Raw genomic sequence first — 26328 nt, 5'->3', positions numbered from 1 at the left:
ATGGGGACAAGGGGAAAAAGAAAAATGCCAAAAAAGATAAAAATGAGATGCGAAACGTTCTATCGATTAACTAATCTAGGGGTAGATTATCGACATATTGATAGTGAGAAAGATTTAAATCTTTTGAGTCGAGTTATGTATGACAGCTATAAAGAGAAGGAAGAAGAAGAGCTACAAGACACGAAAAGTGAACTTCAACAGACGTTTGAAGGTCGATATGGAAAGTGGCTACCTCAATGCTCATATGTGATTGAGAATGAAGGTCTACCAGTCTCTGCTACCATTATTACGCTGTTTGAAGGGGCACCTCTTGTTGCCTATACGTTCACTCATCCTACATACAGCAACAAGGGGTACTCAACCTTTTTATTACAAAAAAGTATTAATCGTCTCTTTGAACAGGGCTACAGCTACGTATACTTGGTGGTTGGGAAAGATAATCATTCTGCTAGACACCTTTACGGGAAAATTGGATTTACAGAAATGACATAACGAGTTTGGGATTAGCCGTGTCCACTTTTTATTTTTCACATACCCTATAAAGAGCAATGACTCATACGTAAAGACTGATAGAATCATTGTTCAATAGGAGGTGGATCCGTTATTGAAAAAGGTAATGTTAGATCCAGGGCACGGAGGAAAGGATTCTGGTGCAGTAGGAAATAGTCTGAAGGAAAAGGAAATCGTATTAGCAATTAGCCAATATGCGAAACGGTTTCTTGAAACGCAGTACCAAGGTGTAGAGGTGCGTCTGACAAGAGCAGACGATCGCTTTATTCCATTAAATGAACGTGCACAGCTCGCAAACGATTGGGGAGCTGACGTGTTTGTTTCCATCCACATCAATGCAGGTGGAGGAAGCGGCTTTGAAACCTTTCGCTCAAAATCTGCAAATGACCTCACGGTGACCCTGCAGAATACGCTCCACAATGAAATTTTAAAGAGTATGAATATAGTAAGTCCCATCAAAGATCGAGGCCGACAGCAGGCAAATTTTCTCGTCCTTCGTCAAACGGCTATGCCAGCAGTATTAACGGAAAACTTGTTTATTGATAGCGGAGATAGTCGTCAGTTAAAAGATCAAGCTTTCTTAAAAGCGACAGGAGAAGCGCACGCAAAAGCTATTGCTACTTTTTTGAAATTGACTGCCGTGCCTTCAAAAGGAGGGACCGAGGTGAGCCCGCAAAAAGGCTATAGTACAGAACTAGCAAAGGCGGTAGAGTGGGCTAAAAAAGAAGGGATTTCGGATGGTCAGCGGGTAAATGAACCCGCGACACGCGGTGAAATTCTTATCATGCTGTACCGAGCTCTAGCGAATAAGTAAAGTAGAAACAAAGAGTAAACGCACTGACATGGGATTCCATGTCTTTTTTGTGATTTCATAATAAAATGTTGCAGTTAAATGATAATGAGACGATGTGGATGTGTGGTATTGATAAATGCGTGAATAGTCCCTATATTCATACTTGAGTATACTTCTTAAGTATGATACTTTTAAGATAATTATCTTATCGTAGAAAATTCTAAATATTCAGTTAAAAAATCTCTTTCAATTAAACTATTTGAAAGTGGGGGAATTCAGTGAGAGAGAACAAAGGTAAATGGGGAGTGGTAGTAGCAGCTATGTCCATTCACCTTTCAATTGGTTCAATTTATGCCTGGAGTGTGTTCACAAAGCCAATCATGCAGGAATTGAAATGGGGTTTGACGGAAGTGAGTCTTGCGTTTAGCTTAGCGATTCTTTTTTTAGGTTTGTCTGCCTCTTTTTCGGGTCATTTGATCGCGCGAATTGGGTCAAAAAGAGCACTGTTATTATCTACCATGCTCTTTACAAACGGAATGATTGGAACCGGACTAGCAATTAACTTAGAGTCGTTGCCACTTGTGTATTTGTTTTTCGGTTTTTTAGGCGGTATCGGTCTTGGGATCGGGTATATTACCCCCATTTCGCTTGTCATTCAGCTCTTTCCTACTAAAAGAGGCCTTCCTTCAGGTGTGGCAATTATGGGGTTTGGTTTGGCTGCTGTTATTGCGAGTCCCGTCATGCAAACGTTGATTTTACGCATCGGAATCGCTAATACGTTCTTTTTTATGGGTATCGTGTATTTTATCATTATGTTCACAGCGAGTATGTACATATCTTCACCGAAAAAACTAGAAATAGAAAGTGGGAAAGACGTTCAGCGAGAGGAATTTCCTAGACAACTTATTCAAACAAAACGCTTTTATTATTTGTGGATCCTTTTATTTTTAAACATTCTATGTGGGATTGCGATTTTATCTATTTTTTCTCCGCTGACACAAGAGAAGTTCCATATTAGCGCCGGAGAGGCTGCATCACTAATCGGTGTGATTAGTTTATTTAATGGATTTGGCCGTTTGTTATGGTCTTCCCTATCCGATTACATTGGAAGGCCGAATACATATGTATGTTTGTTCATCACACAGTTTATTGTCTTTGTATTTCTTTTAATCGGGGTAGGATCACCGTTTTTTTACATATTGGTTTCAATCGTGATGGTTTGTTATGGTGGGGGTTTTGCAAGTCTACCTGCTTACATAAGCGATATATTTGGGATAAAGCAAACCGGAATCGTACATGGATACATGCTGACAGCGTGGGCAGCGGCAGGTTTGATCGGACCGATTCTCACTTCATGGCTTAGGGAGACGACAGGTGGATATACGGTCAGTTTATTCTTTTTTAGCGTTTTTATGGGAGTTGCCATGATTCTAGCTCTTCTTTTAAAAAGAGATTTAAAGCGAAGGGAAAAGAAGCAAGATCAAACTCTTTCTTCAACGGTAAATTTATAGTTTGGATAAAATTAATAAAAGCCTCCTGATAACCAGGAGGCTTTTATTAATTTTTGCTAGCCGGCAAAAGTTCACCGTCCGTACTGAAGTGAGCATTATAAGATAGGCGAGATAGCTTTTGAAAAATGTACTGATTGTATGCTTGATCCTGTAATCGTGGCTGTCCATTTGAAATATTGGCAGGTACAACGCTCGAAGTGACTTTTCCGTTATCGATCGTCATGTTCACAATCATTGTTTCCCTTCCTTTTGCGACAGAAGATTTTGTGAAAACAAAGTTGCCTAAGCTATAGTAGATCGGTGAACCTTTGTAAAGTTCAGCACCCATTAAGCAGTGACTGTGTGAGCCGATCACCGCACTGACTCCGGCGTCAATGAATTGCTTTCCTAACGTTCGGGCGTATTCTTGTGGGTAGTCAGCTAGCTCACGGTTCCAGTGAATCATTACAATGGTATAGTCCGCTTTTTTTACCGCTTTTTTCACATAGGACATCATTGGTTCAGTGTTGTAAGCTTCGGCAATTCCAGGTTGATCAGGTTTTGCAAACCAAGATCCCTCAGGAAGAACGTGACTCAGACCAAGAATGGCAATGGTCTTTCCATTCTTTTTAATATAATGAGCAGAGAACGCTTCTTTTTCATCCATACCAGCCCCAGTGTGACCGATTTTTTGCTCATCCAAATTGGTAATCGTGTCTTCGAGCGCATCCACGCCATAATCAAGCGTATGGTTGTTTGCGAGCGTTACGACGTCGACTCCTGCGTTTTTAACGCCTTGAAGTGTTTTAGGTTTGGCACGAAACGTAAATTGCTTTCCGGCCGGATTCCCACGAGTTGAAACAGATGTTTCAAGGTTAATGGCTGCAATGTCTGCTTTTTGGAGAATAGGTGCTACCTGCTGAAATGGATAATCGACCCCGTACTGATCAATGGCTTGACCAACATCTTTATCGAGTAGCACGTCTCCTGTGAATGCAAACGTAATTGGATCGTGCGGAGTAGGTTGACTAGGCTTAGGCTTCTTTACTATTGTACTTTGCTTCGTGGGCTGTTGTTTTACAGGTTTGCTAGACTGTTCACCTGCTGCTGGTTTTGATGTAGATTGAACAGAATACACCACGGTTATGACGATGAGTGCAACTAATATAGTTAGGAAACCTATGAATATCCGCTTATGTTTTGTTTCTCTCTTTTTTCGTTTCATGTCATTTCGTGTAGAACGCTTCATGCAAAAACCCCCCTTTCGACATGTATAATTACTAGTATTTGACTAATAAGGTCGAAATTCCTGCATAAAACATTTTTTTCTAGATGGTTAACTTCTAATGAGAGGGATACACTGCTTAATGTCCTATGTGGCATGACCCACTTTTTTAAAAGTATGGAACTATTACGCTGTAAAAAAATGAATTCCCTTTCAAAATAGGTAGATTTCTTCAAAATATCGCGAAAATCAAAAAATACACAATTAACATTTAACAAAAACGAACTTTTGTGTTAAATTATTTTGTATAGTTCGTAAATTGGTAACCTAACAGAAGAAGGAGCGAGATTATGACGGCCACTATTATTAAAGGAAAAGAAGTAGCGGTAGAAATTCGCGCTGCGCTAAAAGAAGAAGTTCAGCAACTTAGAGATCAGCAGATTATCCCAGGACTATCTGTCATTTTAGTAGGAGAAAATCCGGCTTCGCAGTCATACGTGAAAGCGAAAGCGCGTGCGTGTGAAGAAATTGGAGTTGCTTCTGAAGTGTTAAAGAGAGAGGTTTCTATCACTCAGGAAGAATTGTTAGCGGATATTCAGGCACTGAATGAAAATCCGAATGTTCATGGTATTTTAGTTCAATTACCTTTACCGAAACATATTGATGAAAAGGCCGTCCTAAATGCGATTGATCCTAAGAAAGATGTAGATGGATTTCATCCGATAAGCGTTGGGAACATGGTCATTGGGGATGAGTGCTATTTACCCTGTACACCTCATGGCATCATTGAACTGATTAAGCGCTCTGGTGAAACGATAGAAGGAAAGCATGCGGTAGTAGTAGGAAGAAGTAATATTGTCGGAAAACCAGTTGCAATGCTTCTTCTTCAAGAACATGCGACGGTAACGATTGCTCATTCTCGCACAAAGAATTTATCGGTTTTACTTAAAGAGGCGGATATTATTGTAGCCGCGGTTGGGAAACCTCGACTCGTGACAGCAGAGGACGTAAAAGAAGGCGCGATTGTGATTGATGTTGGAAATACATCAGAAAACGGCAAGCTCGTTGGAGATGTTGATTTTGATAGCGTAAAAGAAGTGGCAGGTTATCTTACACCTGTACCAGGCGGTGTGGGTCCCATGACGATTACCATGCTTCTGAAAAATACGGTTGAGGCGGCAAAGGTCATCCATCACGTAAGTAAATAATAAACAAGACCAGAGGACGCGTTCTCTGGTCTTGTTTGTTCACAGGAAATTTTTATGCGGACGAAGATAGCGCCTTACTTCTGCGAGGAGCTTTTTTTGCAGCGAAGGAATGGGTAGCGCAGCGGCAATGTCTTTTGCTACCGGATAAATGCCAAACTCATTAAAGCGAACGCGTAAAACCCCTTCAAATAAGATTTGCTCATGAATAAGATCAGTCATTTTGCTTTTTATAAACGCTTGTTTTGTTTGCTTGTCTACTTCAATTACTTCCTGTATACGAAAGGTGCATTTAAACTGTTCATCCATTCTATACGTCTCTCCTTGTTTAGCTTCATGTATATTATTTACCCTTATCATGGAGTAGAATAGTCGAAAAAGTAATAAAAATGGTTTTTTTTGCAAAAAAATATTTGTCGAATCGAGAAAAATTTAGGATAATGACAGTATGGGAAAATATGAGAGAGGGCGAACTGGAAGTGAAAGAATAGGGGGCTTTTTTTTACATGGAGGTTTTTGTTGCACGACAGCCAATATTTAGCTTATCAAAAGACGTAGTCGCTTACGAATTATTGTATCGACAAAGCCAGGAAAATCGTTTTTTAGGAATTGATGGTGATAAGGCGACAGCCGATGTACTGGTTAATTCTTTCTTAAATATTGGAATCGAGAAGTTATCAGAAGGAAAGCCGTGTTTTATTAATTTTACCGATAAATTACTTGTCCAACGGTTTCCAATTTATTTTAATCCTAATCATATTGTTATTGAAATTCTAGAAACGGTAAAGCCAACGGAAGAAATTATCGCTACCTGCAAGGAGCTTAAGCAACTAGGGTATCGTATTGCGCTCGATGACTATGACTTTCTAGAAAATAATATAGATTCTTACAAGCTTCTGCCCTATGCAGACATTATTAAAGTGGATTTTTTAAATACAACGATCGCCCAACGTGAGCGGATGTTTGAATCGATTCGTGCCTATCCTATTAAGTGGTTGGCGGAGAAAATAGAAGACAAAGAGACGTTTGAGCAGGCGGTAAGGGAAGGGTTTACCTATTTTCAAGGCTATCTTTTAAGTAAACCAAAGGTCATTAAGGCGCACGATGTTCCAGCATATTTTCGGACTTATTATGAGCTCATTCATCATTTATCAAAAAAAGAGCCTCAAATCGACCATATTTCGCAAATTATCGAGCAAGATCTCTCACTATCGTATAAATTGCTGAAGCTTATCAATTCACCTGCTTATCGAAGGCGCTCGGCCATCAAATCGATTCGTCATGCAATTGTTCTTTTAGGGTTAAATGAGCTACAAAAATGGGTGTATGTACTCATGATTCGCGAACAGCAAAGTATGACAAAAGAGATTCCAGAGGAAATCTTCAAAATATGCTTAACACGAGCTAAAATGTGTGAATCCATCGCGGATAAAATTGGTCAGAAGCATAATGGGTCCAGTTTTTTCCTAGCAGGGATGTTTTCGCTTATGGATGTTATTCTCCAAATTCCGATGGAGCAGGTTCTTCTCGATTTACCGATCTTAGAAGAGCTAAAGCATGCGCTTCGGGGAGGAGATAATCTCTTAAAACAAGTACTAGACTTAAGTTTGTCTATTGAACAAGCGCTGTGGACGCAGTTGAGTAACCATGCATCAAAACTATCTATAGAAGAAAGCGACGTTTTTCACGCCTATGTAGAGTCTATTGAATGGGCAAATGCTCTTTTTGAATTGAAAATTGTATCATAAAGCGTCACCCTTATAGGCGAGTCGACATAAACTAGAAGCGAATCAGGAATTAGAGAGGAGCTTTTATCGGTATGTCCTATGAGCAAGAGCGAGAGTATCAAACACCTTATATGGTTTCGGTTATTGATGCGTACGTGTATCAAACCCTTCAGTCTGTTATTGGTAAAGAAGTGGTCATTGAAACAACAAGAGGTAGTGTACGAGGAAAAGTAAAAGACGTAAAGCCTGATCATGTTGTAGTAGAAGCGAAAGCAACGCCATTTTTCATCAGAATTCAGCAAATCGTCTGGATTATGCCTAACTAAAAAAAACAGAATCTAGTTGGTTGTTGGAAGCACGTGGAATTTAGTCAAGAGGAAGGTGAGTAGTTGTCACCTTCTTTTTTTTGTTCGTTATCGGGTCAGGGGAAAAGGATTCGACAATGAGAATAGTTGAAAAGCGTGAATAGATGAATAGTACAATCTAATGCTTGAATACAACTAGGGATAAGGAGGGGTTGTAATGTTTAAGCGAATGGATCGGTTATTAATTGAATTGCCGAAGTCGGATTATCCAGATCCAAACGGTGCTGCGGCTGTTCAAGAACTTCTAGGTGGAAAGTTTGGGGAAATGTCGACCTTAAACAACTACATGTTTCAATCGTTTAACTTTCGACAAAAAAAGAAATACCGTCCTTTTTATGAGCTAGTGGCAAGCATTACCGCTGAAGAATTTGGTCATGTCGAATTAGTTACAAACGCTATTAACTTAATGCTAGAAGGAACAACGTTTAACGGCGATCCCAATCTCACCCCAATGCAAGAAGCTGTTGATAAGCGCAATACGCATCATTTTATCGTAAATGCTCAAACGGCTATTCCCGCAAATTCAATGGGGAAATCGTGGAGCGGTGACAATGTTTTTAATAGTGGCAATCTAGTGCTCGACCTTCTTCATAATTTCTTCCTTGAATGTGGTGCCCGCACTCACAAAATGCGTGTGTATGAGATGACGGACAATCCTGTTGCAAGAGAAATGATTGGGTACCTGCTTGTGCGGGGAGGCGTCCACGTTGTGGCATATGCAAGAGCGCTTGAAATGGCTACAGGAGTCGATGTGACGAAGATGCTTCCGGTTCCTGATTTGAGTAATGCCAAATTTGACGCAACGCGAAAATTTGAATCTGTTGGCACACATCGGAAATTGTATACGTTTAGCGATGAGGATTATAAAAGCCTCGGGCAGATTTGGAAAGGGCCGCATCCTGAAGACGGCAAACCGCTTGAAGTCATCCAAGGTACGCCACCAGGAGCACCTATCCCAGATTTAAATGAAGTGCCAGAAGAATTTGCTCCTGGCGTCAACCCAGAAGATTATCAAAAGATTGTCAAGAGGTTAATGGACGGAGCCGGATTATAAAAAAATTCCTTTTTATCACGAGTAACTTTTAGATGGCTACATATACTAGTAGAAATAGCTTCATCTATTTGCTTGATCAAAAGGAGGCGATTTATAGAAATGGAAAAAGCCCTTCAACAAGAAGCCAATGATAGCCTGAAAACATTTGCTGTAGGTCGTTTAAAGCAATTCGGTTACCGAGTAGCAATTTCAACCGTTGTAGCAAGCGGTATTTACGTACTAAGTTTATTAGTTGCGAAATAAAGCATTTAAATGAAATGAACGATTCTTTAACAAAACCTTCATTATCGTGAAGGTTTTTATTCATTTAGTGATGGTTTTTGAATGTTTTGTAGAATAAATGATGAATTTTTGGATGTTTTTGAATGAAAATGATTTTTTTTGATTGATTTGTAGATTTGTATATGGTACATTATACATACGTTAAAGAAATGAAAGCGTTTTAGAAGAAGGTGAAAAGGTGCTTACACCAGAGAGACATCAGCTCATTTTAGACGCATTAAAAGAAAAAGGTGTCATTAAGCTTCAAGAGATATTAGAACTGACAGATGCCTCTGAATCAACAATCAGACGTGATCTCAGTCATTTAGAAGAACGAAAATTATTAAAGCGCGTACATGGCGGTGCTTCCCTATTACAAAACAAAAGTGCAGAGCCGAGCGTTATTGAGAAATCATCCAAAAACACTCATGAAAAAAAGAAAATAGCTGAATATGCTGCAGGCCTTGTGAAAAACGGCGATTGCATATACATTGACGCAGGAACGACAACGTTCGAAATGATTCCATTTTTGCTTCATAAGAACGTGGTAATTGTAACGAATGGACTGCCACATCTGCAGGCACTCATGGAGCAGCAGCATCCTCTCTACTTAATAGGAGGGTCAGTCAAGCAAAAGACGGGTGCTCTCATTGGGCAAGGTGCTCTTGTCAGTCTTCAGCAGTATCGATTTGATAAATGCTTTATGGGCGTGAATGGGATTCATCCGGTATACGGATATACAACACCGGATCCTGAAGAGGCCTTAATTAAGAAAATGGCGATTGATTTATCGCAAAATGCATACATTCTTTCAGATGATTCAAAGTTCATGGAAGTAAGCTTTGCTAAAGTGGCGGATTTATCAGAAGCAGCTATCATCACGAATGCCACAAGTGAAGACTATACGATCCAAGCGAAACTAGAAGAGAAAACAGAAGTAAAGGTTGTGTCACCATGATATATACATGCACATTAAATCCATCCGTTGATTATGTCGTATACGTAGAAAATTTTGAGTTAGGCGGATTAAACAGAACGACTTCCGATGTGAAATCACCAGGAGGAAAAGGGATTAACGTATCTCGTGTCTTGAAACGATTGGGCTCTACAAGTAAAGCGCTAGGCTTTGTTGGTGGCTTTACGGGACGCTATGTTCAAGACTATCTACAAAATGAAGGAATTGAAACCGGATTCATTCAGGCAGAAGGCGATACGCGTATTAACATCAAGCTAAAAACAGGAGACGAAACCGAAATAAACGGACAAGGTTCCATGATTTCAGCTGACAATATTCAAGCTTTGTATGAGCAAATTGAACAGATGCAACGAGGCGACCTTCTCGTTTTAGCTGGAAGTATTCCTGCATCTCTTCCAAAAAACTTTTATGAAGAGCTGACTAAAAAGGCCGTAGAGAAAAATGTAGAAGTAGTGGTTGATACAAGTGGCAAAGCACTGCTAGATTTAGTGCCACACAAGCCGTTTCTTATTAAACCAAATCACCATGAGCTAGGTGAATTGTTTAATGTTGATATTCAAACAGTGAATGAGGCAATTCCATACGGTCAAAAATTAGTGGACATGGGTGCAAAAAATGTCGTGATTTCGATGGCAGGAGACGGAGCCTTGCTTATTAACGAAGCGGGTGTTTACCAAGCCAATGCACCAAAAGGAACGGTGAAAAATTCAGTCGGTGCTGGGGACTCATTGGTTGGAGGGTTTTTAGCTTCCTACTCACAAGATCAGGATTTGATGAAGGCTTTTCACCAAGGTGTGGCGTCAGGTAGTGCAACGGCATTCTCAGTTGGTCTTTGCACAGCAGAACATGTAGAAAAATTAAAAAAAGAGATAGAGATTACACAAAGAGGTTGAGGGGGAGATACGGATGAAGATTACTGAACTACTAAAAAGAGATACGATCATACTTGATTTGCACAGTACATCTAAATCTGATGTGATCGACGAATTAGTGGGTAAGCTTGGAGAAGCAGGAAGATTAGTCGATCGTGATCAGTATAAAGAGGCAATCTTAGGTCGTGAAGCGCAAAGTACAACGGGAATTGGTGAGGGGATTGCCATTCCACATGCGAAAACAGCGGCTGTTAAAACGCCTGCGATTGCGTTTGGTCGCTCTAAAGAAGGTATTGATTATGAATCGCTTGACGGACAGCCGGCTCACTTATTTTTCATGATTGCAGCAAGCGAAGGAGCGAATAATGCCCATCTAGAAACGCTCTCTCGTCTTTCTATGCTATTGATGGATGCAGATTTCCGTCAAACGCTGTTAAACGCTACGAGCGTTGACGAAGTAATCGCCGCTATTGATGCGAAAGAAAGCGAAAATGCGGAAGAAGAAGAGGAAGAAGTGCACGAAGCAGGGACGATCCTCGCTGTAACAGCTTGTCCAACAGGAATCGCGCATACGTACATGGCGGCAGATAGTCTAAAGGCAAAAGCAAAAGAGCTTGGACTACAAGTAAAAGTAGAAACAAACGGGTCAAGCGGAATTAAAAATGCGCTCACACAGGATGAAATTGAAAACGCTCCCGCAATTATCGTCGCAGCAGATAAACAGGTTGAAATGCAGCGTTTTGCAGGAAAAAAAGTCATTATTGTTCCAGTAGCAGAAGCGATTCGTAAGCCGCAACAATTGTTAGAGCAAGCTTCAAAAGGTGATGCGCCTATCTACCATAGCGATAAAAAAGCAGAAGGCGAAAGCACAGGTGCCAAGGAGCGTAAAGGGTTCTATAAGCATCTTATGAATGGTGTATCAAACATGCTTCCATTTGTTGTTGGGGGCGGGATTTTAATTGCGATTTCGTTCATCTTCTCACTCGTATTAGAAAAGAAATTTCCTGATAATGAAACGATCAAAACGATTGGTGAAACGTTAAGTATTATTGGCGGAGATAACGCCTTCAAGCTAATGGTACCTGTTCTTGCTGGGTTTATCGCAATGAGTATTGCTGATCGTCCTGGTCTTGCACCTGGTATGGTTGGGGGACTCATGGCTGTTACGGGAGGATCTGGATTCTTAGGCGGATTAATTGCCGGGTTCTTAGCAGGTTACATTGTAGTTGGATTGAAAAAAGTATTTAGCAAGCTTCCACAAGCATTAGATGGTATTAAACCAGTTCTACTCTATCCTGTATTTGGGATTTTACTAACGGGCTTAGTGATGCTGTTTGTTGTTAACGGTCCAGTTAAAGCCATTAATGACGGTTTAAATCATTGGTTAGGTAACATGGGAACTGGAAACCTTGTTTTACTTGGCTTAATTTTAGGCGGTATGATGGCCATCGATATGGGTGGTCCAATCAATAAAGCAGCTTTCACATTTGGGATTGCTATGATCGATGGTGGAAATTTTGCACCACACGCGGCGATCATGGCAGGAGGAATGGTTCCACCACTAGGTCTTGCTATTGCTACTACGCTATTCCGCAACAAGTTCACAAAAGCAGAGCGTGAAGCAGGTAAAACGTGTTATGTTATGGGATTATCATTCATTACAGAAGGAGCGATTCCTTTTGCAGCAGCAGATCCAGCCCGTGTTATTCCGGCATCGGTGATCGGTGCAGCAGTAGCTGGGGCGCTTGCAATGATGTTCCATATTCAATTACCAGCTCCACACGGTGGAATTTTCGTAGTGCCCATTGTAAGAGGAAACTGGTTGCTATACTTACTAGCAATCGTAATCGGTTCAATCGTGACGGCACTAATCGTCGGTCTATTGAAAAAACCAGTGAAAGCAGAATAATAAAAAATACCCTCTTTGAGCAGTAAGAAGCGCTTAAAGAGGGTATTTTAGTATAGAAATGACGTAAAGAATCGTTTTTGGAAAAATAAGATATTTTAGCACACAACCGCATTCAAGTGTGTTATGATAGGAAAATCAATTATTGAGAAGCTAAATAGATAAGGAAGTGTACGTCACATGAAAGTTGCAAAATTTGGAGGAAGCTCTGTTGCCAGTGCTGAAAAATTTCAGCAAGTCGCAAAAATTATCGGTGCTGACCCGAAACGAAAAATCATCGTTGTATCAGCACCAGGAAAACGATTCAATGAAGATACAAAAATGACGGATTTGCTCATTCAGTTAACAGGTGCTGTGGTATCTGGCCGTACATATGAAAAAGAAATGAAGCTTGTGTTAAATCGATATGAAGAGATCGCCTCACAGCTTTCCCTGAAACATACGCTAATTGAACAAATTGAGTCTTCACTCAACGGCCTAATCCAAGAGTATCAGCATGATTCATTACGTCTTGCAGATGCGTTAAAAGCGAGCGGAGAGGATAACAATGCGAAGCTAATGGCCGCGTATTTAAATGCGCTCGGAAAAGAAGCACATTACGTAAGCCCGAAGGATGCCGGGATTTTGGTGACTGATCAGCCTGGAATGGCACGTGTTCTTCCAGAGTCTTACGCGTTGCTAGAAAAACTTCGCGAGCGTTCGGGTATTTTAGTTGTTCCAGGATTCTTTGGCTATTCAAAACAAGGAAATATCGTCACGTTCCCAAGAGGTGGTTCTGATATTACCGGTTCCATCGTAGCAGCGGGCGTTCAAGCAGAACTGTATGAGAATTTTACAGATGTCGATTCTATTTATTGTGTAAATCCAACGATTGTTCCGAATCCGAAGGAAATCAAGGACTTAACCTATCGTGAAATGCGCGAGCTTGCTTATTCAGGATTTTCTGTTTTTCATGATGAAGCACTACAGCCGGTCGTAAAGGCTGGCATCGCGGTTTGCGTGAAAAATACAAACAACCCTGCGGCAAGAGGGACGTACATTGTCTCAGAGCGTAATTACAATGATATGCCTGTCGTCGGAATTGCAAGCGATAAAGGGTTCTGTAATATTCACGTGAGTAAGTATTTAATGAATAGAGAAGTTGGGTTTGGTCGTAAGCTTCTCGAGATTTTAGAAGATGAGCACATCTCATATGAGCACACCCCTTCAGGAATCGATAACATCTCTGTGATCATGCGAGAGAATCAGTGGACAAAGGAAGTGGAAGAACGGGTGATTGCTCGTATTCAAGCAGAGCTTGAAGTCGATGATATTACCGTCGAGCGTGATTTGGCGCTTGTGATGGTCGTTGGAGAAGGAATGAACAGCACGGTTGGTGTGGCCGCGAAAGCGACAAACGCATTCGCACGTGCCGGTGTAAACATCGAGATGATTAATCAGGGCTCATCTGAAGTGAGCATGATGTTCGGTGTAAAGTCAGCTTCCCATGACAAAGCGGTCCGAGCACTTTATGAAGTATATTTTAATGAAATTTTTTCGATTTCCTATTCAAACCTACACTAAATTACGAAAGCCCAAAGCGCATGCTATACGCTTTGGGCTTTTTTATTTACAATAATTATATTATGTAAACTTTAAGTAAGCACGTCTAAAATAGAAACAAATGTGAAAAAATGGGAGGGAGAAGATGAAAAAGGAGGAGTCCAAATGAAAATGAAATGGACGATTTTAGCTGCAGCCATCGTGATGTCGTTGGCCGGCTGTACAACGGAGAACAGCACACCAAAGGAAAAAGCAGAACATGTTAATGAAGCGACTGTTGCTCCCGTACAGGTAGAGATTAAAAGTGCAAAAGGAGACCGTGTTGGTGAAGCAACGTTAACACAGGAACAAAACGGCGTGCGAATCAAGCTGTTGGTACAAGGGTTAACACCAGGGAAGCACGGAATTCATGTGCATGAAATTGGGAAATGTCTGGCACCGGATTTTCAATCAGCAGGAGGACATTTTAATCCGTTCAAACGAGAGCATGGATTTAATAACCCAAAAGGCCCTCATTCAGGCGATTTAATGAATGTTGATGTTCGTGCAGATGGGAAGGGCGAATACGAAACGATCGCGCCGCTGTTTACATTAGAAGAAGGAAAGGAAAATTCGCTGTTTGATCTTGATGGCAGTTCGCTAGTGATTCATGCGGCTGCAGATGATTATACGAGCAACCCCGCTGGTAATTCAGGAGATCGTATTGCATGTGGAGTTATTCAGAAATAACATATATGTAAAAACAACTTGTCAATATATTCAGAATATTATATAATGAATGTAGACATATATTCCATAATTATCCTATAAAATGTAATGTCGTAATTGAAGACACGACTATTGATTGAAAAAGTCCTAGCAACTATATTGCCATTGTTGTGGGACTTTTTTTGTTTGAAAGGGGGTCATTACTGTGCTTGTGTGGGTGGAGCAGTTTTTGCAAGTCTTAGCTATAGCTGCCACAATTTTTACCACACTAACTGTTGGATTTAAAAACATAAAAGATTTACGTATCAAACAAAAAAACAAAAAAAGAAAAAGACGATTCTTGTAAAAGAAATCGCCTACGAAAAAAATCTTCTATCTACAGTATAATACATTTCACGAAAAAAGAAACGGTGTTTTTAAACATTTAGAGAAAAAATCGTGACAAAAGTATTATACAGGGGGATGGGGTAATAGGGATATATGTTGCGCTTTTAATGATTAAACTCAGGAGAAGGGAGCAAAAACAATGGCAAAAGTAGGTCTGATTCCTTATACTGTACAAGCATTAATGGATAGCGCAAAAGAGGTTCCACCTGGAGTAAAAATGATTGAGGCACCGCAGCTCTGGTCGAAAGGAATTCGTGGAAATGGAATTGTAGTCGCTGTAATTGATACAGGATGTGACATGGATCACCCAGAGCTTCAATCAGTCATTATAGACGGATATAACTTTACACCAGACCATAACGGCGATACGAAAAATTACGACGATAACAATGGTCATGGCACACATGTGTGTGGAACAATCGCGGCAGTGGAAAACAATGAAGGAGTCATAGGGGTATCGCCTAACGTCCAGCTGTTAGTGTTAAAAGTATTAACAGGAAAAGGCTCTGGTCAAACGGATTGGATTGTAAAAGCGATTGATTACGCCGTTAATTGGAAAGGTCCAAACGGTGAAAAGGTACGAATTATTTCGATGTCTCTTGGAGGTCCATCAGACGACCTGGAGCTGCATGAATCGATTATCAATGCGATCGAGAAAAACGTATTAGTCGTTTGTGCAGCAGGGAACGAAGGGGATGGGGATGAGCGAACGGATGAATTTTCATATCCAGGTGCTTACCAAGAAGTGGTAGAAGTAGGATCTGTCAGCCTTGAGGGGAAAATTTCACCGTTTAGTAACTCAAACGACAGCGTCGATCTTGTTGGTCCAGGCGAAAAAATTCTGTCCACCTATTTGAATGGTCAGTATGCCGTGTTATCTGGGACGTCGATGGCCACTCCGCATATTGCCGGTGCAGCAGCTCTCGTCTTACAAGAGGAAGAGAAACAAAAGGGACAAGCTCTCACTGAGGCTGAGTTGTTTCAGGCGCTAATCAAACGTACGGTTACGCTAAATTTCAATCGGAACTTGCAAGGAAGTGGTCTTGTGAAGCTTGTGTCATACGGTAGCAAGAAGGACGAGGCCGTGACGGTAACGGGAAGTAAAAACTAGAAATGTAGTTTCGATGATCGATGAGCATGTAACTAGGAGGGTAAGAAACTCCTAGTTACATGCTTTTTCGTGTGAGCCGATTGAAAGCATAGTAAAAATTGTGGATAAAAAGGGGACACTATACAATAGGAAAAAAAGCGGAGGTGGTCAATATGAAACAGTCCGTCATTATTGTTGGAGGCGGAATTGGAGGGCTAACAGCTGGTGCTCTACTAATTAAGGCAGGATACGAGGTGACGATCTTAGAGGCATCGAGAGAATGGGGAGGCTGTGCAGGGAAATTTCAGCGCGGTGATTTTCGTTTTCCTGTTGGAGCCACGCTTGGGATGGGGTTTGAAAAGGGAGGTATTCATGAGCGGATCTGTCGGTTTTTGGGCATTGAGATCATGACGAAACGACTCGATGAAGTAATGATCGTTCATACCCCTACAAGGTCTATTTCGTTTCAAAGCGACCGTCAGCAACACGTGCAGGAGCTTCAGCGCTTATTTCCACATGTAAAAGAAAAAATAGCCGCATTTTATGAAGATGTACGGGGCATTGCAAAAAAAATACGTGCGCTCATGGAGCATTTACCGATTTTACCACCTTCAACGTTTCGTGAATGGAGAAGGCTTGTACAATCGTTAAGTCCCTCATCACTTGCGCTTCTACCACTCTTTTCGCAAACTCTCAAAGACTTACTTAATAAGCACGGTCTTTTAGAGGAGGTAGACTTTGTTCATTTTCTTGACGGGCAAATTATTGATAGCATGCAAACAACAAGCGACGACTGTTCCTTACTTCTTGGATGCATGGCCATTGATATTTATCATGAGGGGGCTTTTTATGTAGAAGGGGGCTTGTATCAGCTAGCGGAGAAGCTCGTTTCATACAGTAAGGAGCACGGTGGAACGCTTTATTTAGGGAGGAAGGTGACGCAGATCGAACAAGGTAGCGTATGGAAGGTAACGGATCATAGAGGGCGTGTGTACGAAGCAGAGCACGTTGTGTGTAATGTTCCAATTCAAAATTTAACGCAGCTGTTTTCGGCCGAGGAGATGAAAAAGATGCCTCCAAAAATCCAGCATCGTCAAGATACGAGACAATGGGGAGCTTTCACACTGTACCTAGCATTAAAAGAAGACGTGATTCCAGATGACATGCCATTGTTTCAGCAGGTAATTACATCGAGTGAGGGGGAAATGACAAACGGGGAACACCTTTTTTTATCTCTGTCAGATAAAGAGGATCGTAACCGCGCACCTACAGGGTATCGAACACTGACGGTATCTACGCATATTCCCCTTGATGACTGGAAAAATCCGGCTACATATGATGAGCAAAAAAAGCAGCTGAACGAAAAAATGAAAAGGGGCATTCGAACCGTCATTCCTCGTCTAGAAGAAGGCGTTATTCATGAAATTCCAGGCGCTCCGCGGGCATGGGAACGGTTTGTTCAACGCTCTGGTGTGGGGGGATTTCCACAAACCAACGAGTATGCTCTTTTTCAAGCTATCTCTCACCGTACGAAGCTAGATGGATTGTGGCTATGTGGAGATACGGTTTTTCCGGGAGCAGGAACGATCGGTGTATCCGTTAGCGGCTATCACGTGTACGAATCCATTAGTAAACGACTGGATTTGTTAAAAAGAGGAATGTGGAGAAGCAAGTAGTGAATATAGTATAGCGTGAAGCAAATCAGCAGGGAGTCGTTTCCTGCTGATTTGTTTATGTTCAGAGAAAATGCTCTATTTTTACTACTAGAGACATATAAAAATAGAAGAGAGAGGGAGGGGAGATAGGCGATGAGTCATCGTGAACAAATCAACGTACTTATTTTTTCAGACCCTGGTGTAGATGATGCATTTGCGCTTGTTTACGCCATGCTAAATCCGACTTTTAATATCGTGGGCATTGTGAGTGGGTATGGAAACGTAACAAAAAACGAGGCGGTTGCGAACACCGCTTATTTATTGACTGTTGCAAATCGAAAGGACATTCCGATTGTTGCAGGTGTGACGGGACCGCTATCTGGAGAATATAGCGAGTTTTATCCACAAATACATGGCGAAAACGGAATTGGACTATTGAAAATACCAAAAAATTTTCATGCACAGGCCTACAACTTTGATACGATTGGGAAAATCATTGATGCATACGCGCATAACCTCACCATCATTAACATTGGTCGCCTAACGGATTTAGCGATTTGCTTTATTCTTCATGGCGATGAATTTATGAAAAAAGTAAACGCTTTTTACGTCATGGGAGGAGCTTTTTTAGTGCCAGGAAACGTGACACCAGAAGCAGAAGCGAACTTTCACTCGGATCCTATTGCCGCTAATTTAGTGCTAGAACGTGCTCATCCAATCTATTTATGTCCTCTCAATATTACCAACCGCTCTATTATCAGGCCTGCTGTGATGAAGCAGATTATTGACCAATGCGAGAATCCATGTAAAACGATTTTTCACGATATGTACACCTTCTATTTTAAAGCATATGAAAAACTTTCACCTGGTATCCAAGGAGCCCCACTTCATGATGTGTTGTGTGTGAGCGCGGTGGCTAATCCACGTATGATTCAATACGTAAAAAGAGCAGTAACGATTCAGTCATTCGGACCAACAAAAGGAGAAAGCAGCGCAGACTTTCGAGCCAAACCTACTCAAGTAGAGGATGAGAAAAAGGAATTTATTGGGCTGGATTTTGATGAAACGGTGTTTATAGAGGATTTTGTAAAAACGATGACGCGTAAAATGGATCATTAATCGTATCGAAAGGAGGGGAATACGGTGATTGAGCTAAATGGTCATACGCTATCAATGAATGACGCAAGGCGTGTGCTTTTTCAGAAAGAGTTGGTTTCAGTCCATGAAGATGCGTGGGAAAACGTCAAGAAGAGCCGTCTAGCCGTGCAAAATATTGTTGAACTAGATCAAGTCGTATATGGCGTCACGACAGGGTTTGGAAAGCTGAGTGATGTATCGATTCCATCGAAGCAGGTAGAAAAGTTACAGCTCTACTTAATTCGTAGTCATGCTTGTGGGGTCGGAGAGCCATTTCCTGAAATCGTGTCACGAGCGATGCTATTATTACGGGCGAATACGCTTATTAAAGGATATTCAGGCGTGCGCGCGGAGCTTATTGAATGTTTACTTCAATGCCTAAACGCGTCGATTCATCCTGTTATTCCACAGCAAGGATCACTCGGAGCAAGTGGTGACCTTGCTCCTTTGGCGCATCTCGCGCTTATGCTTGTTGGGGAAGGAAAGGTATATACGAGCAAGGGAATTCGACCTGCTGAGGAGGCTCTTAAAGAAGCCGGGATTACGCCACTGATCTTGCAAGCGAAGGAGGGACTGGCTCTTATTAATGGCACGCAGGCTATGACAGCTATGGGACTAGTTGTCTATTTAGAAGCAGAGAAGCTCATGCGTCAGCTAGACGGAATTGCGTGTATGACATTAGAAGGGTTACGTGCAATTACGGACGCTTTTGATGAAGACATTCACATAGCAAGGGGGTACGTCGAGCAGATCGAGACGGCAGAACGGATTCGCACGATTTTAATAGACTCAAAGCTAACCACAAGGCAAGGAGAGCTTCGGGTTCAGGATGCGTATTCGCTTCGTTGTATTCCGCAGGTGCACGGGGCGACAAAGCAAGTCATGAGTTATGTGAAAGAGAAGCTGCTTGTGGAAATGAATGCGGCTACTGACAATCCTCTTATTTTTTCCGATGCTCATAAGGTATTATCGGGAGGGAATTTTCACGGACAGCCCATTGCTTTTGCAATGGATTTTCTAGGAATTGGATTATCAGAACTCGCCAATATTTCAGAGCGCCGAATTGAACGACTTGTAAATCCTCAGCTCAATGATTTACCGCCATTTTTAAGTCCATCGCCTGGTCTACAGTCAGGTGCGATGATTATGCAGTATGTCGCAGCCGCTCTTGTATCTGAAAACAAAGTGTTAGCACATCCCGCAAGCGTCGACTCGATCCCCTCCTCTGCGAATCAAGAAGATCATGTGAGTATGGGAACCATCGGTGCTCGAAAAGCGCACGCTATTTTAATAAATGTACGACGAGTAGCGGCCATTGAAGCGATCTGTGCCATGCAAGCGGTGGAATACAGAGGGATTCATAAAATGAGTTCCGTCACGAGAGACTTTTACGAAAAAATGCGCAAGGTTGTCCCATCTATTCAAGAAGATCGCCCCTTTTCAGAAGATATTGAGCGGCTAAATGATTGGCTAATAGACGATGAACCATTATGGAAGTGAGGGAAAATGACGATGAAACAAATTCAAGCGGCACGAGGCACGAGTTTGACATGCAAGGGCTGGGAGCAGGAGGCAGTACTCCGAATGCTGATGAATAATTTAGATCCTGAAGTAGCGGAGCATCCAGAGGAACTAGTTGTGTACGGTGGAATTGGAAAAGCAGCACGAAACTGGGAGTCATACGAAGCGATTGTCAGGCAGCTGCAGCTTCTTGATCATGATGAAACGCTCCTTATTCAGTCTGGAAAACCAGTAGGCGTAATGAAAACGCATGAGGAAGCACCGCGTGTCCTTCTGTCAAATTCTGTTTTAGTTCCTAAATGGGCGAACTGGGAGAGTTTTCGTGACTTAGAGCAAAAAGGACTTATGATGTACGGTCAAATGACTGCAGGAAGCTGGATTTATATCGGGACGCAGGGGATTTTACAAGGAACATACGAAACATTCTCATCGCTTGCAGCACGGCATTTTCAAGGGTCTTTGAAGGGTACTTTAACGGTCACGGCGGGCCTTGGGGGAATGGGTGGAGCACAGCCTTTAGCGGTTACGATGAACGGCGGAGTCGTTATTGCTGTAGACGTAGATGAATCAAGAATCGAAAAACGTATGGCGACTCGTTACTGTGATAAACAAACATCGTCGATTGAAGAAGCTATTTTATGGGCAAAAGAGGCAAAAGCTGCGGGAAAAGCTTTTTCCATTGCGCTGAAGGGACATGCTACAGACGTATTGGAGTATTTACATGCGCATAACGTGGAAGTGGATGTAGTGACGGATCAAACGTCTGCTCATGATCCTCTATATGGATATATTCCGGATCAGATGACGATTGAGGAAGCGGCACAGCTACGAAAAACGAATCCGAATGACTATACAAAAGCAAGTAAAAAAAGTATGGCTCGTCACGTTCAGGCAATGCTTGCTCTTCGTGACAAAGGAGCCGTTGTTTTCGATTATGGGAATAACTTGCGGCAAGTAGCCAAGGATGAAGGAGTAGAAGAAGCGTTCTCATTTCCTGGATTTGTCCCTGCTTACATTCGTCCTCTCTTTTGCGAAGGGAAAGGGCCTTTTCGCTGGGTGGCCCTATCAGGTGATCCAACCGATATTTATCGAACCGATCAGCTCGTAAAAGAATTGTTTCCAGACCGAGCAGATTTGCACCGGTGGATCGACCTCGCACAGGAAAAGGTCGCGTTCCAGGGCCTACCGGCAAGAATTTGCTGGCTTGGATACGGAGAGCGTGAGAAATTTGGATTGGCTCTAAATGATCTAGTCCGAAAAGGGGAGCTTAAAGCACCAATCGTTATTGGTCGCGATCACTTAGACTGTGGATCTGTCGCTTCCCCTAACCGTGAGACGGAAGCGATGAAGGACGGAAGTGATGCGGTAGGAGATTGGGCAATTTTAAACGCGCTCCTGAATACAGCAGCAGGAGCAAGCTGGGTTTCCTTTCATCACGGAGGAGGCGTCGGAATGGGATATTCTCTTCATGCAGGCATGGTTGTTGTAGCAGACGGGACGGACCGAGCGGAGCGAAGATTAAAACGTGTGTTAACGACGGACCCAGGAATGGGCATTCTTCGCCACGCTGATGCGGGGTATGAACAAGCGAAGAGTGAAGCGGAAAAACATGGGATTACGATTCCGCTTATGGAGAGAGAGCAATGAGATCGTTTGACTTGATCATTACAAACATCGGTCAATTGCTTACGATGGATTATGGGATAGAAGCACCTCTTCAGGGTAAGAAAATGAACCAATTAATGGTGCAAACAAACATGGAAATCGGGATTGTGGATGGACGTGTGGCATCTATTCGAGAGTGGGAAAATGACGGCTCTTGGACGGCCAAAACAGTGATTGATGCAAGCGGAAAGCTTGTTACACCGGGGTTGATTGATTCGCACACCCATCTTGTATTTGGTGGCTCAAGAGAACATGAGATGGAGTGGAAGCGTCAAGGGGTATCTTATTTGGATATTTTGGAGCGAGGTGGGGGGATTCTATCAACGGTCGAGGCAACAAGAGCGTTAGATGAAGAGGCTTTGTTTGAAAAAGCAGCAAAGCACTTGGATCAGTTCTTACAGTACGGTGTGACAACATTAGAAGCGAAAAGCGGCTACGGACTAAACATCGAAACGGAAATGAAGCAGCTTCGTACGGCAAAAAACCTCCACGATGCACATCCAATTGACATTGTTTCCACTTTTTTAGGTGCGCATGCTGTCCCGAAGGAGTACAAACAAAATCCGGACGATTTCTTACAAGAGATGCTTCTATCACTGGATCTTATTCAGCTAGAAGGGCTTGCTGACTTTGTAGATATATTCTGTGAAACGGGCGTGTTCTCAATTGAACAATCAAGAGCTTATTTAACAGAGGCTAAGAAAAGAGGCTTTCGCCTGAAAATTCATGCAGATGAAATCGATCCATTAGGGGGAGCAGAGCTCGCTGCTGAGCTCGGAGCCACTAGCGCAGATCATTTAGTCGGAACGACTCGCACAGGAATCGAGCAGTTAGCTTCTCAAAATGTTATTGCGTGCCTGCTACCAGGTACCTCCTTTTATCTTGGAAAAGAAAAAGGAGCGAGTGCAAGAGACATGATCGATGCGGGAGTAGCTGTCGCGCTTGCAACGGATTTTAATCCAGGCAGCTGTCCTACTGAAAATATTCAGCTTATTATGACGCTTGCATCGCTTCAATTAAAAATGACCGCTGCTGAAATTTGGAATGCTGTGACGGTAAACGGAGCCTATGCGATTGGCAAAGGAGAAGAGTTAGGAACAATTAGAAAGGGAAAGCAGGCGGATATTGTCATTTGGAATGCCTCTAATTATCACTATATTCCTTATCACTACGGAGTCAATCATGTTCATTCCGTTATTAAAAAAGGTCAGTTAGTATGGGAGAATAGCCGATGATTCATTTAACACAACCGGGGACTTTGTTTCAAGATCAGTATGTAACACGAGCAAGTGAGCTACTACAAAAATGGCAGGGAGAAGGCGTTCATTCTTATGGGCTAATTGGCGTTCCATTAGCCAAAACGTCGATTAGTCATTCAGGTGCTCATCTGGCGCCTGCGGCTTTTCGTCAATCTTTAAGCGGTTTTACAACATATGCAACAGAATCGGGATGTGATTTGCAGCGGGAGAGGATCATCGACTTTGGTGATATCGCTATGCACGCAACGGACGTTATAGAATCACACAAGAGAATTAAAGACACCCTCTACGAACTATTGCAGAAAAACGAGAAGCTGTTTCCAATTATCATTGGTGGTGACCATTCTGTAAGTTATCCCGCTATCGCTGCATTTCAACAGGCACGAGGAAAGACGGCCGTTATTCAATTTGATGCGCACTGCGATGTAAGAAATCTCCATGATGGTGGTGTAACGAACGGGACCCCTTTTCGCAAGCTCCTTGAAGAAAAACACATTGAAGGAGATTATCTGTATCAAGTAGGAATACGCAATTTTGTTAATAGCGAGGCATATATTCATTATGTGAAACAGGCCGGTGTGCGAATGGTAACGATGGAACACGTTACGGCAGTAGGCATTCAAAATGTGATGCAGAACATTTTACACGAGGTTGAACAAAAAGCAGATCATTTATACGTATCGTTAGACATGGATGTGCTTGATCAAGCCTATGCACCGGGATGTCCAGCAGCAGCCCCGGGGGGTATGTCATCTTCTGTATTAATAGAAGCATTAAGCTTGATTACGCGCTCTCCTCTGTTTTCAGGTATTGATCTAGTCGAAGTAGATCCCACCGTCGATTTTCGGTCGATGACCAGCAAACTGTCCGCTTACATGGTTCTCTCCGTTTTAGAAAAACGAATAAGATAAAGAAGCAGATATTTTCTGCTTCTTTTTTTGTGAAGCGCTAACAAAATAGGAAAAAAGACCGAAATATACAGAGGGAATTTACTTTATACACCGGAGGAACTTATGAAGCTACTTAAATACTTATCCATACGAAAAAAGATGACGGTATTGTTAATCATTGCCTCATTAGCACTTCTCATGAGCAGTGTTATTACGTTTACATCGTTAAAAAAAGTTATTGATAACTCTGAAGTGATGTACAACCAGCGAATGAAAGCAAACGACTGGATTAGTGAGATTCGCTACAGCATTCGGGCATCAGAAGGGTATTCATTAGAAGTGATGCTATCAAATGATGAGTCAGAGGAGGCTGGCCTGCGAGATAGTATTGCCCGTTTGAAATCGACATCAGGCGTCTACATAAAAAAATATGCAGAGCTTCCGCTGTCAAAAAAAGAGCGTACTATGCTAATCAGCACGCAAAAAACATTCGAACATTATCGCATTGAGCGAACAAAAGCACTGTCACTTGCGTTTGATGGGAAAAACGACGAAGCTTACAGCTACTATAAAAATAATGTAGTACCAACGCGAAATGCCGTTTATCAATCACTTGATATTATTGCAAACAGCAACAAAGATAAAATGGAAGAACTTAATAAAAAGAGTAAAGACGATGCATCAAGGGGAATTATGATTTTGGTTATTTCCACTCTAGTTGCACTTGTATTGATTATCAGTGTAGGAATGATAATTGTACGTACGATCACAAAACCGCTAAAAGAGATTCAAGGACTTATGGCTCAGGCTGGGCAAGGTGATCTAACGGTCCGAAGCACACATAAAGGAAAAGATGAGCTAGCGAAATTAACGGAAGACTTTAACGCGATGCTGACAGGATTAGGATCTATTTTAATTACGGTCCATGAGAGCGCCGTTAGCCTTACTCATACGTCAGAACAATTGTCTGAAAAGAGCGATCACACTAGACAAGCCGCTGTTAATTTAACTGAAAACATTGAAGAGCTTGAAGAAGGCGCTATTACGCAGCGCACAAGTACAAATGAAAGTGCACGAGCAATGGAAGAGATGGCAATTGGAATTAACCGCATTGCTGAGTCTGCTTCTACAGTTTCAGAGTCGGCTGTGAAAGTGTCAAAAGACGCGAAGAGTGGAAATGAACTGGTGCAGAACACGATTGAACAAATGGTTTCTTTGCAGCATTCCGTTGAAGAAACATCGGGTGTAGTGAAGCGCCTAGGCGAACAGTCTGCACAAATTAGCCAAATTGTGGACATTATTACGTCGATTGCGGAGCAAACGAATTTGCTATCGTTAAATGCCGCGATTGAAGCAGCACGAGCAGGTGAACATGGAAGAGGGTTTGCCGTTGTTGCAGATGAAGTGAGGAAATTAGCCGAAGAATCCAAGCGCTCGGCTGAGCAAATTACGACCTTTATTCAGCGCATTCAGCAGGATACGGAAGAAGCCGTTAAAATGATGACAAAAGGATCAGCAGATACAACAGCGGGAATGAAGGCTGTAAGTCAAACGGGCGAATCATTTAAGCTGATTGTTGAGCAAGTTGAACGAGTTGCCGAGCAAATTGAAGAAGTATCCGCTATTTCAGAAGAGATGGCGGCGAGTTCAGAAGAGATTTCGGCTTCAGTTGTAGAGATGGATACCATTGCAGACGTATCGTTGGCAAATGCCTCTGAGATCAAAAATTTAACGAATACGCAGCTTGGATCAATTGATAATATTTCAAGCTCGGCTGTATCTCTTCGCCAAATGGCGCAGGATTTAAAAATGATTACTGAATTATTTAAGTTTTAACTACTGACCCCGCACATTCATGTGGGGTCTTTTTTGGATAATAAGAGAACTTTTTCATCGGGTAGTAGCCAAGTGAAGTACGCATTATATATATAGAGGGGAAACCTCAAGAAAATGATTATAGCGGAGGCATAAAGCGATGACAAAACGCAACCACAAATCAAAAGCAGGTATGCAAAATAAAAAAAGTTTGACTGAATTTTCAAGTGAGATCAGCGCCAATAAAAAAGAGACAAAAATTGAAAAATCTCGTC

At 42.0% G+C, this 26328-nt stretch carries 24 protein-coding genes; 22 read left to right on the top strand and 2 right to left on the bottom strand.

The window, feature by feature from the left end:
* The first annotated feature begins 24 nt into the window (after positions 1 to 24).
* The 3 genes from AMD01_RS17580 (at position 25) to AMD01_RS17570 (ending at position 2814) form a co-directional block, all read left to right on the top strand.
* Entirely contained in the window at positions 25 to 492 is a 468-nt protein-coding gene (locus AMD01_RS17580; RefSeq protein WP_053402754.1) for a GNAT family N-acetyltransferase, read from the top strand.
* Positions 493 to 604: 112 nt separating this feature from the next.
* Positions 605 to 1324 (top strand): N-acetylmuramoyl-L-alanine amidase family protein, encoded by a 720-nt coding sequence (locus AMD01_RS17575; RefSeq protein WP_053402753.1) that lies wholly within the window; start codon positions 605 to 607, stop codon positions 1322 to 1324.
* 257 nt (positions 1325 to 1581) lie between these two features.
* Positions 1582 to 2814 (top strand): L-lactate MFS transporter, encoded by a 1233-nt coding sequence (locus AMD01_RS17570; RefSeq protein ID WP_053402752.1) that lies wholly within the window; start codon positions 1582 to 1584, stop codon positions 2812 to 2814.
* Between the two features lie 46 nt (positions 2815 to 2860).
* On the opposite strand, the gene AMD01_RS17565 is transcribed toward AMD01_RS17570, so the two are convergent.
* Positions 2861 to 4042, bottom strand: a complete 1182-nt coding sequence (locus AMD01_RS17565) for a CapA family protein (protein WP_245638970.1) — start codon at positions 4040 to 4042, stop codon at positions 2861 to 2863.
* A 326-nt stretch (positions 4043 to 4368) separates the two neighbouring features.
* Here AMD01_RS17565 and folD point away from each other — a divergent pair, with 326 nt between their 5' ends.
* A complete protein-coding gene (gene folD, locus AMD01_RS17560; RefSeq protein WP_053402751.1) occupies positions 4369 to 5226 on the top strand; it encodes a bifunctional methylenetetrahydrofolate dehydrogenase/methenyltetrahydrofolate cyclohydrolase FolD in 858 nt (285 codons plus the stop codon).
* Between the two features lie 39 nt (positions 5227 to 5265).
* Here the strand turns inward: folD and AMD01_RS17555 are convergent, their stop codons facing one another.
* Positions 5266 to 5532 carry a hypothetical protein gene (locus AMD01_RS17555; protein ID WP_053402750.1) on the bottom strand — a complete coding sequence of 89 codons (267 nt, stop codon included), beginning with the start codon at positions 5530 to 5532 and terminating at the stop codon, positions 5266 to 5268.
* Between the two features lie 197 nt (positions 5533 to 5729).
* Here AMD01_RS17555 and AMD01_RS17550 point away from each other — a divergent pair, with 197 nt between their 5' ends.
* The 18 genes from AMD01_RS17550 (at position 5730) to AMD01_RS17475 (ending at position 26074) form a co-directional block, all read left to right on the top strand.
* On the top strand, positions 5730 to 6971 hold the full coding sequence (locus AMD01_RS17550) for an EAL and HDOD domain-containing protein (RefSeq protein ID WP_053402749.1): 1242 nt from the start codon (positions 5730 to 5732) through the stop codon (positions 6969 to 6971).
* Positions 6972 to 7042: 71 nt separating this feature from the next.
* A complete protein-coding gene (locus AMD01_RS17545) occupies positions 7043 to 7276 on the top strand; it encodes a YuzF family protein (protein WP_053402748.1) in 234 nt (77 codons plus the stop codon).
* A 196-nt stretch (positions 7277 to 7472) separates the two neighbouring features.
* Positions 7473 to 8369, top strand: coding sequence for a manganese catalase family protein (locus tag AMD01_RS17540; RefSeq protein ID WP_053402747.1), 897 nt, complete (start codon positions 7473 to 7475; stop codon positions 8367 to 8369).
* 99 nt (positions 8370 to 8468) lie between these two features.
* On the top strand, positions 8469 to 8612 hold the full coding sequence (locus AMD01_RS24260) for a hypothetical protein (RefSeq protein WP_157052781.1): 144 nt from the start codon (positions 8469 to 8471) through the stop codon (positions 8610 to 8612).
* A 217-nt stretch (positions 8613 to 8829) separates the two neighbouring features.
* Complete coding sequence (locus tag AMD01_RS17535; protein ID WP_053402746.1) at positions 8830 to 9588, top strand: DeoR/GlpR family DNA-binding transcription regulator; 759 nt, start codon at positions 8830 to 8832, stop codon at positions 9586 to 9588.
* Positions 9585 to 10499 (top strand): 1-phosphofructokinase, encoded by a 915-nt coding sequence (gene pfkB, locus AMD01_RS17530; RefSeq protein WP_053402745.1) that lies wholly within the window; start codon positions 9585 to 9587, stop codon positions 10497 to 10499. The genes AMD01_RS17535 and pfkB overlap by 4 nt, the downstream gene beginning before the upstream one ends.
* Positions 10500 to 10512: 13 nt before the next feature.
* Positions 10513 to 12387, top strand: a complete 1875-nt coding sequence (locus tag AMD01_RS17525) for a PTS fructose transporter subunit IIABC (RefSeq protein WP_053402744.1) — start codon at positions 10513 to 10515, stop codon at positions 12385 to 12387.
* 177 nt (positions 12388 to 12564) lie between these two features.
* On the top strand, positions 12565 to 13947 hold the full coding sequence (locus AMD01_RS17520; protein WP_053402743.1) for an aspartate kinase: 1383 nt from the start codon (positions 12565 to 12567) through the stop codon (positions 13945 to 13947).
* A gap of 144 nt (positions 13948 to 14091) precedes the next feature.
* A complete protein-coding gene (locus tag AMD01_RS17515) occupies positions 14092 to 14655 on the top strand; it encodes a superoxide dismutase family protein (RefSeq protein WP_053402742.1) in 564 nt (187 codons plus the stop codon).
* Positions 14656 to 14839: 184 nt separating this feature from the next.
* A complete protein-coding gene (locus AMD01_RS24535; RefSeq protein WP_169775984.1) occupies positions 14840 to 14980 on the top strand; it encodes a hypothetical protein in 141 nt (46 codons plus the stop codon).
* Between the two features lie 180 nt (positions 14981 to 15160).
* Positions 15161 to 16132, top strand: coding sequence for a S8 family peptidase (locus AMD01_RS17510; protein WP_053402741.1), 972 nt, complete (start codon positions 15161 to 15163; stop codon positions 16130 to 16132).
* Between the two features lie 152 nt (positions 16133 to 16284).
* On the top strand, positions 16285 to 17787 hold the full coding sequence (locus AMD01_RS17505; protein WP_053402740.1) for a phytoene desaturase family protein: 1503 nt from the start codon (positions 16285 to 16287) through the stop codon (positions 17785 to 17787).
* 132 nt (positions 17788 to 17919) lie between these two features.
* Positions 17920 to 18885 (top strand): nucleoside hydrolase, encoded by a 966-nt coding sequence (locus tag AMD01_RS17500; RefSeq protein WP_053402739.1) that lies wholly within the window; start codon positions 17920 to 17922, stop codon positions 18883 to 18885.
* Between the two features lie 24 nt (positions 18886 to 18909).
* Entirely contained in the window at positions 18910 to 20403 is a 1494-nt protein-coding gene (gene hutH, locus AMD01_RS17495) for a histidine ammonia-lyase (protein WP_053402738.1), read from the top strand.
* Positions 20404 to 20409: 6 nt separating this feature from the next.
* Entirely contained in the window at positions 20410 to 22071 is a 1662-nt protein-coding gene (gene hutU, locus AMD01_RS17490; RefSeq protein WP_053402737.1) for a urocanate hydratase, read from the top strand.
* Positions 22068 to 23324 (top strand): imidazolonepropionase, encoded by a 1257-nt coding sequence (gene hutI / locus AMD01_RS17485; protein ID WP_053402736.1) that lies wholly within the window; start codon positions 22068 to 22070, stop codon positions 23322 to 23324. The genes hutU and hutI overlap by 4 nt, the downstream gene beginning before the upstream one ends.
* Positions 23321 to 24259: a formimidoylglutamase gene (gene hutG, locus AMD01_RS17480; RefSeq protein WP_053402735.1), complete on the top strand. Its 939-nt coding sequence runs from the start codon at positions 23321 to 23323 to the stop codon at positions 24257 to 24259. Before hutI ends, hutG begins: the two co-directional genes overlap by 4 nt.
* A gap of 102 nt (positions 24260 to 24361) precedes the next feature.
* On the top strand, positions 24362 to 26074 hold the full coding sequence (locus AMD01_RS17475; protein ID WP_053402734.1) for a methyl-accepting chemotaxis protein: 1713 nt from the start codon (positions 24362 to 24364) through the stop codon (positions 26072 to 26074).
* Positions 26075 to 26328: the final 254 nt, after the last annotated feature.

The organism is Priestia koreensis, assembly GCF_001274935.1.
Classification (GTDB): domain Bacteria; phylum Bacillota; class Bacilli; order Bacillales; family Bacillaceae_H; genus Bacillus_AG; species Bacillus_AG koreensis.
This window is presented reverse-complemented; position numbering and strand designations above follow the sequence as displayed.

Bases quoted from the DNA above. Each gene is read 5' to 3' on its own strand.
- hutI (WP_053402736.1), top strand. From the start codon at position 22,068: ATGAGATCGTTTGACTTGATCATTACAAACATCGGTCAATTGCTTACG.
- AMD01_RS17520 (WP_053402743.1), top strand. From the start codon at position 12,565: ATGAAAGTTGCAAAATTTGGAGGAAGCTCTGTTGCCAGTGCTGAAAAA.
- AMD01_RS17525 (WP_053402744.1), top strand. From the start codon at position 10,513: ATGAAGATTACTGAACTACTAAAAAGAGATACGATCATACTTGATTTG.
- AMD01_RS17565 (WP_245638970.1), bottom strand. From the start codon at position 4,042: ATGAAGCGTTCTACACGAAATGACATGAAACGAAAAAAGAGAGAAACA.
- AMD01_RS17545 (WP_053402748.1), top strand. From the start codon at position 7,043: ATGTCCTATGAGCAAGAGCGAGAGTATCAAACACCTTATATGGTTTCG.
- AMD01_RS17580 (WP_053402754.1), top strand. From the start codon at position 25: ATGCCAAAAAAGATAAAAATGAGATGCGAAACGTTCTATCGATTAACT.
- AMD01_RS17505 (WP_053402740.1), top strand. From the start codon at position 16,285: ATGAAACAGTCCGTCATTATTGTTGGAGGCGGAATTGGAGGGCTAACA.
- AMD01_RS17515 (WP_053402742.1), top strand. From the start codon at position 14,092: ATGAAAATGAAATGGACGATTTTAGCTGCAGCCATCGTGATGTCGTTG.
- AMD01_RS17555 (WP_053402750.1), bottom strand. From the start codon at position 5,532: ATGGATGAACAGTTTAAATGCACCTTTCGTATACAGGAAGTAATTGAA.
- AMD01_RS17500 (WP_053402739.1), top strand. From the start codon at position 17,920: ATGAGTCATCGTGAACAAATCAACGTACTTATTTTTTCAGACCCTGGT.
- AMD01_RS17550 (WP_053402749.1), top strand. From the start codon at position 5,730: ATGGAGGTTTTTGTTGCACGACAGCCAATATTTAGCTTATCAAAAGAC.
- folD (WP_053402751.1), top strand. From the start codon at position 4,369: ATGACGGCCACTATTATTAAAGGAAAAGAAGTAGCGGTAGAAATTCGC.
- AMD01_RS24260 (WP_157052781.1), top strand. From the start codon at position 8,469: ATGGAAAAAGCCCTTCAACAAGAAGCCAATGATAGCCTGAAAACATTT.
- AMD01_RS17510 (WP_053402741.1), top strand. From the start codon at position 15,161: ATGGCAAAAGTAGGTCTGATTCCTTATACTGTACAAGCATTAATGGAT.
- AMD01_RS17475 (WP_053402734.1), top strand. From the start codon at position 24,362: ATGAAGCTACTTAAATACTTATCCATACGAAAAAAGATGACGGTATTG.
- pfkB (WP_053402745.1), top strand. From the start codon at position 9,585: ATGATATATACATGCACATTAAATCCATCCGTTGATTATGTCGTATAC.
- AMD01_RS17540 (WP_053402747.1), top strand. From the start codon at position 7,473: ATGTTTAAGCGAATGGATCGGTTATTAATTGAATTGCCGAAGTCGGAT.
- hutU (WP_053402737.1), top strand. From the start codon at position 20,410: ATGACGATGAAACAAATTCAAGCGGCACGAGGCACGAGTTTGACATGC.
- hutG (WP_053402735.1), top strand. From the start codon at position 23,321: ATGATTCATTTAACACAACCGGGGACTTTGTTTCAAGATCAGTATGTA.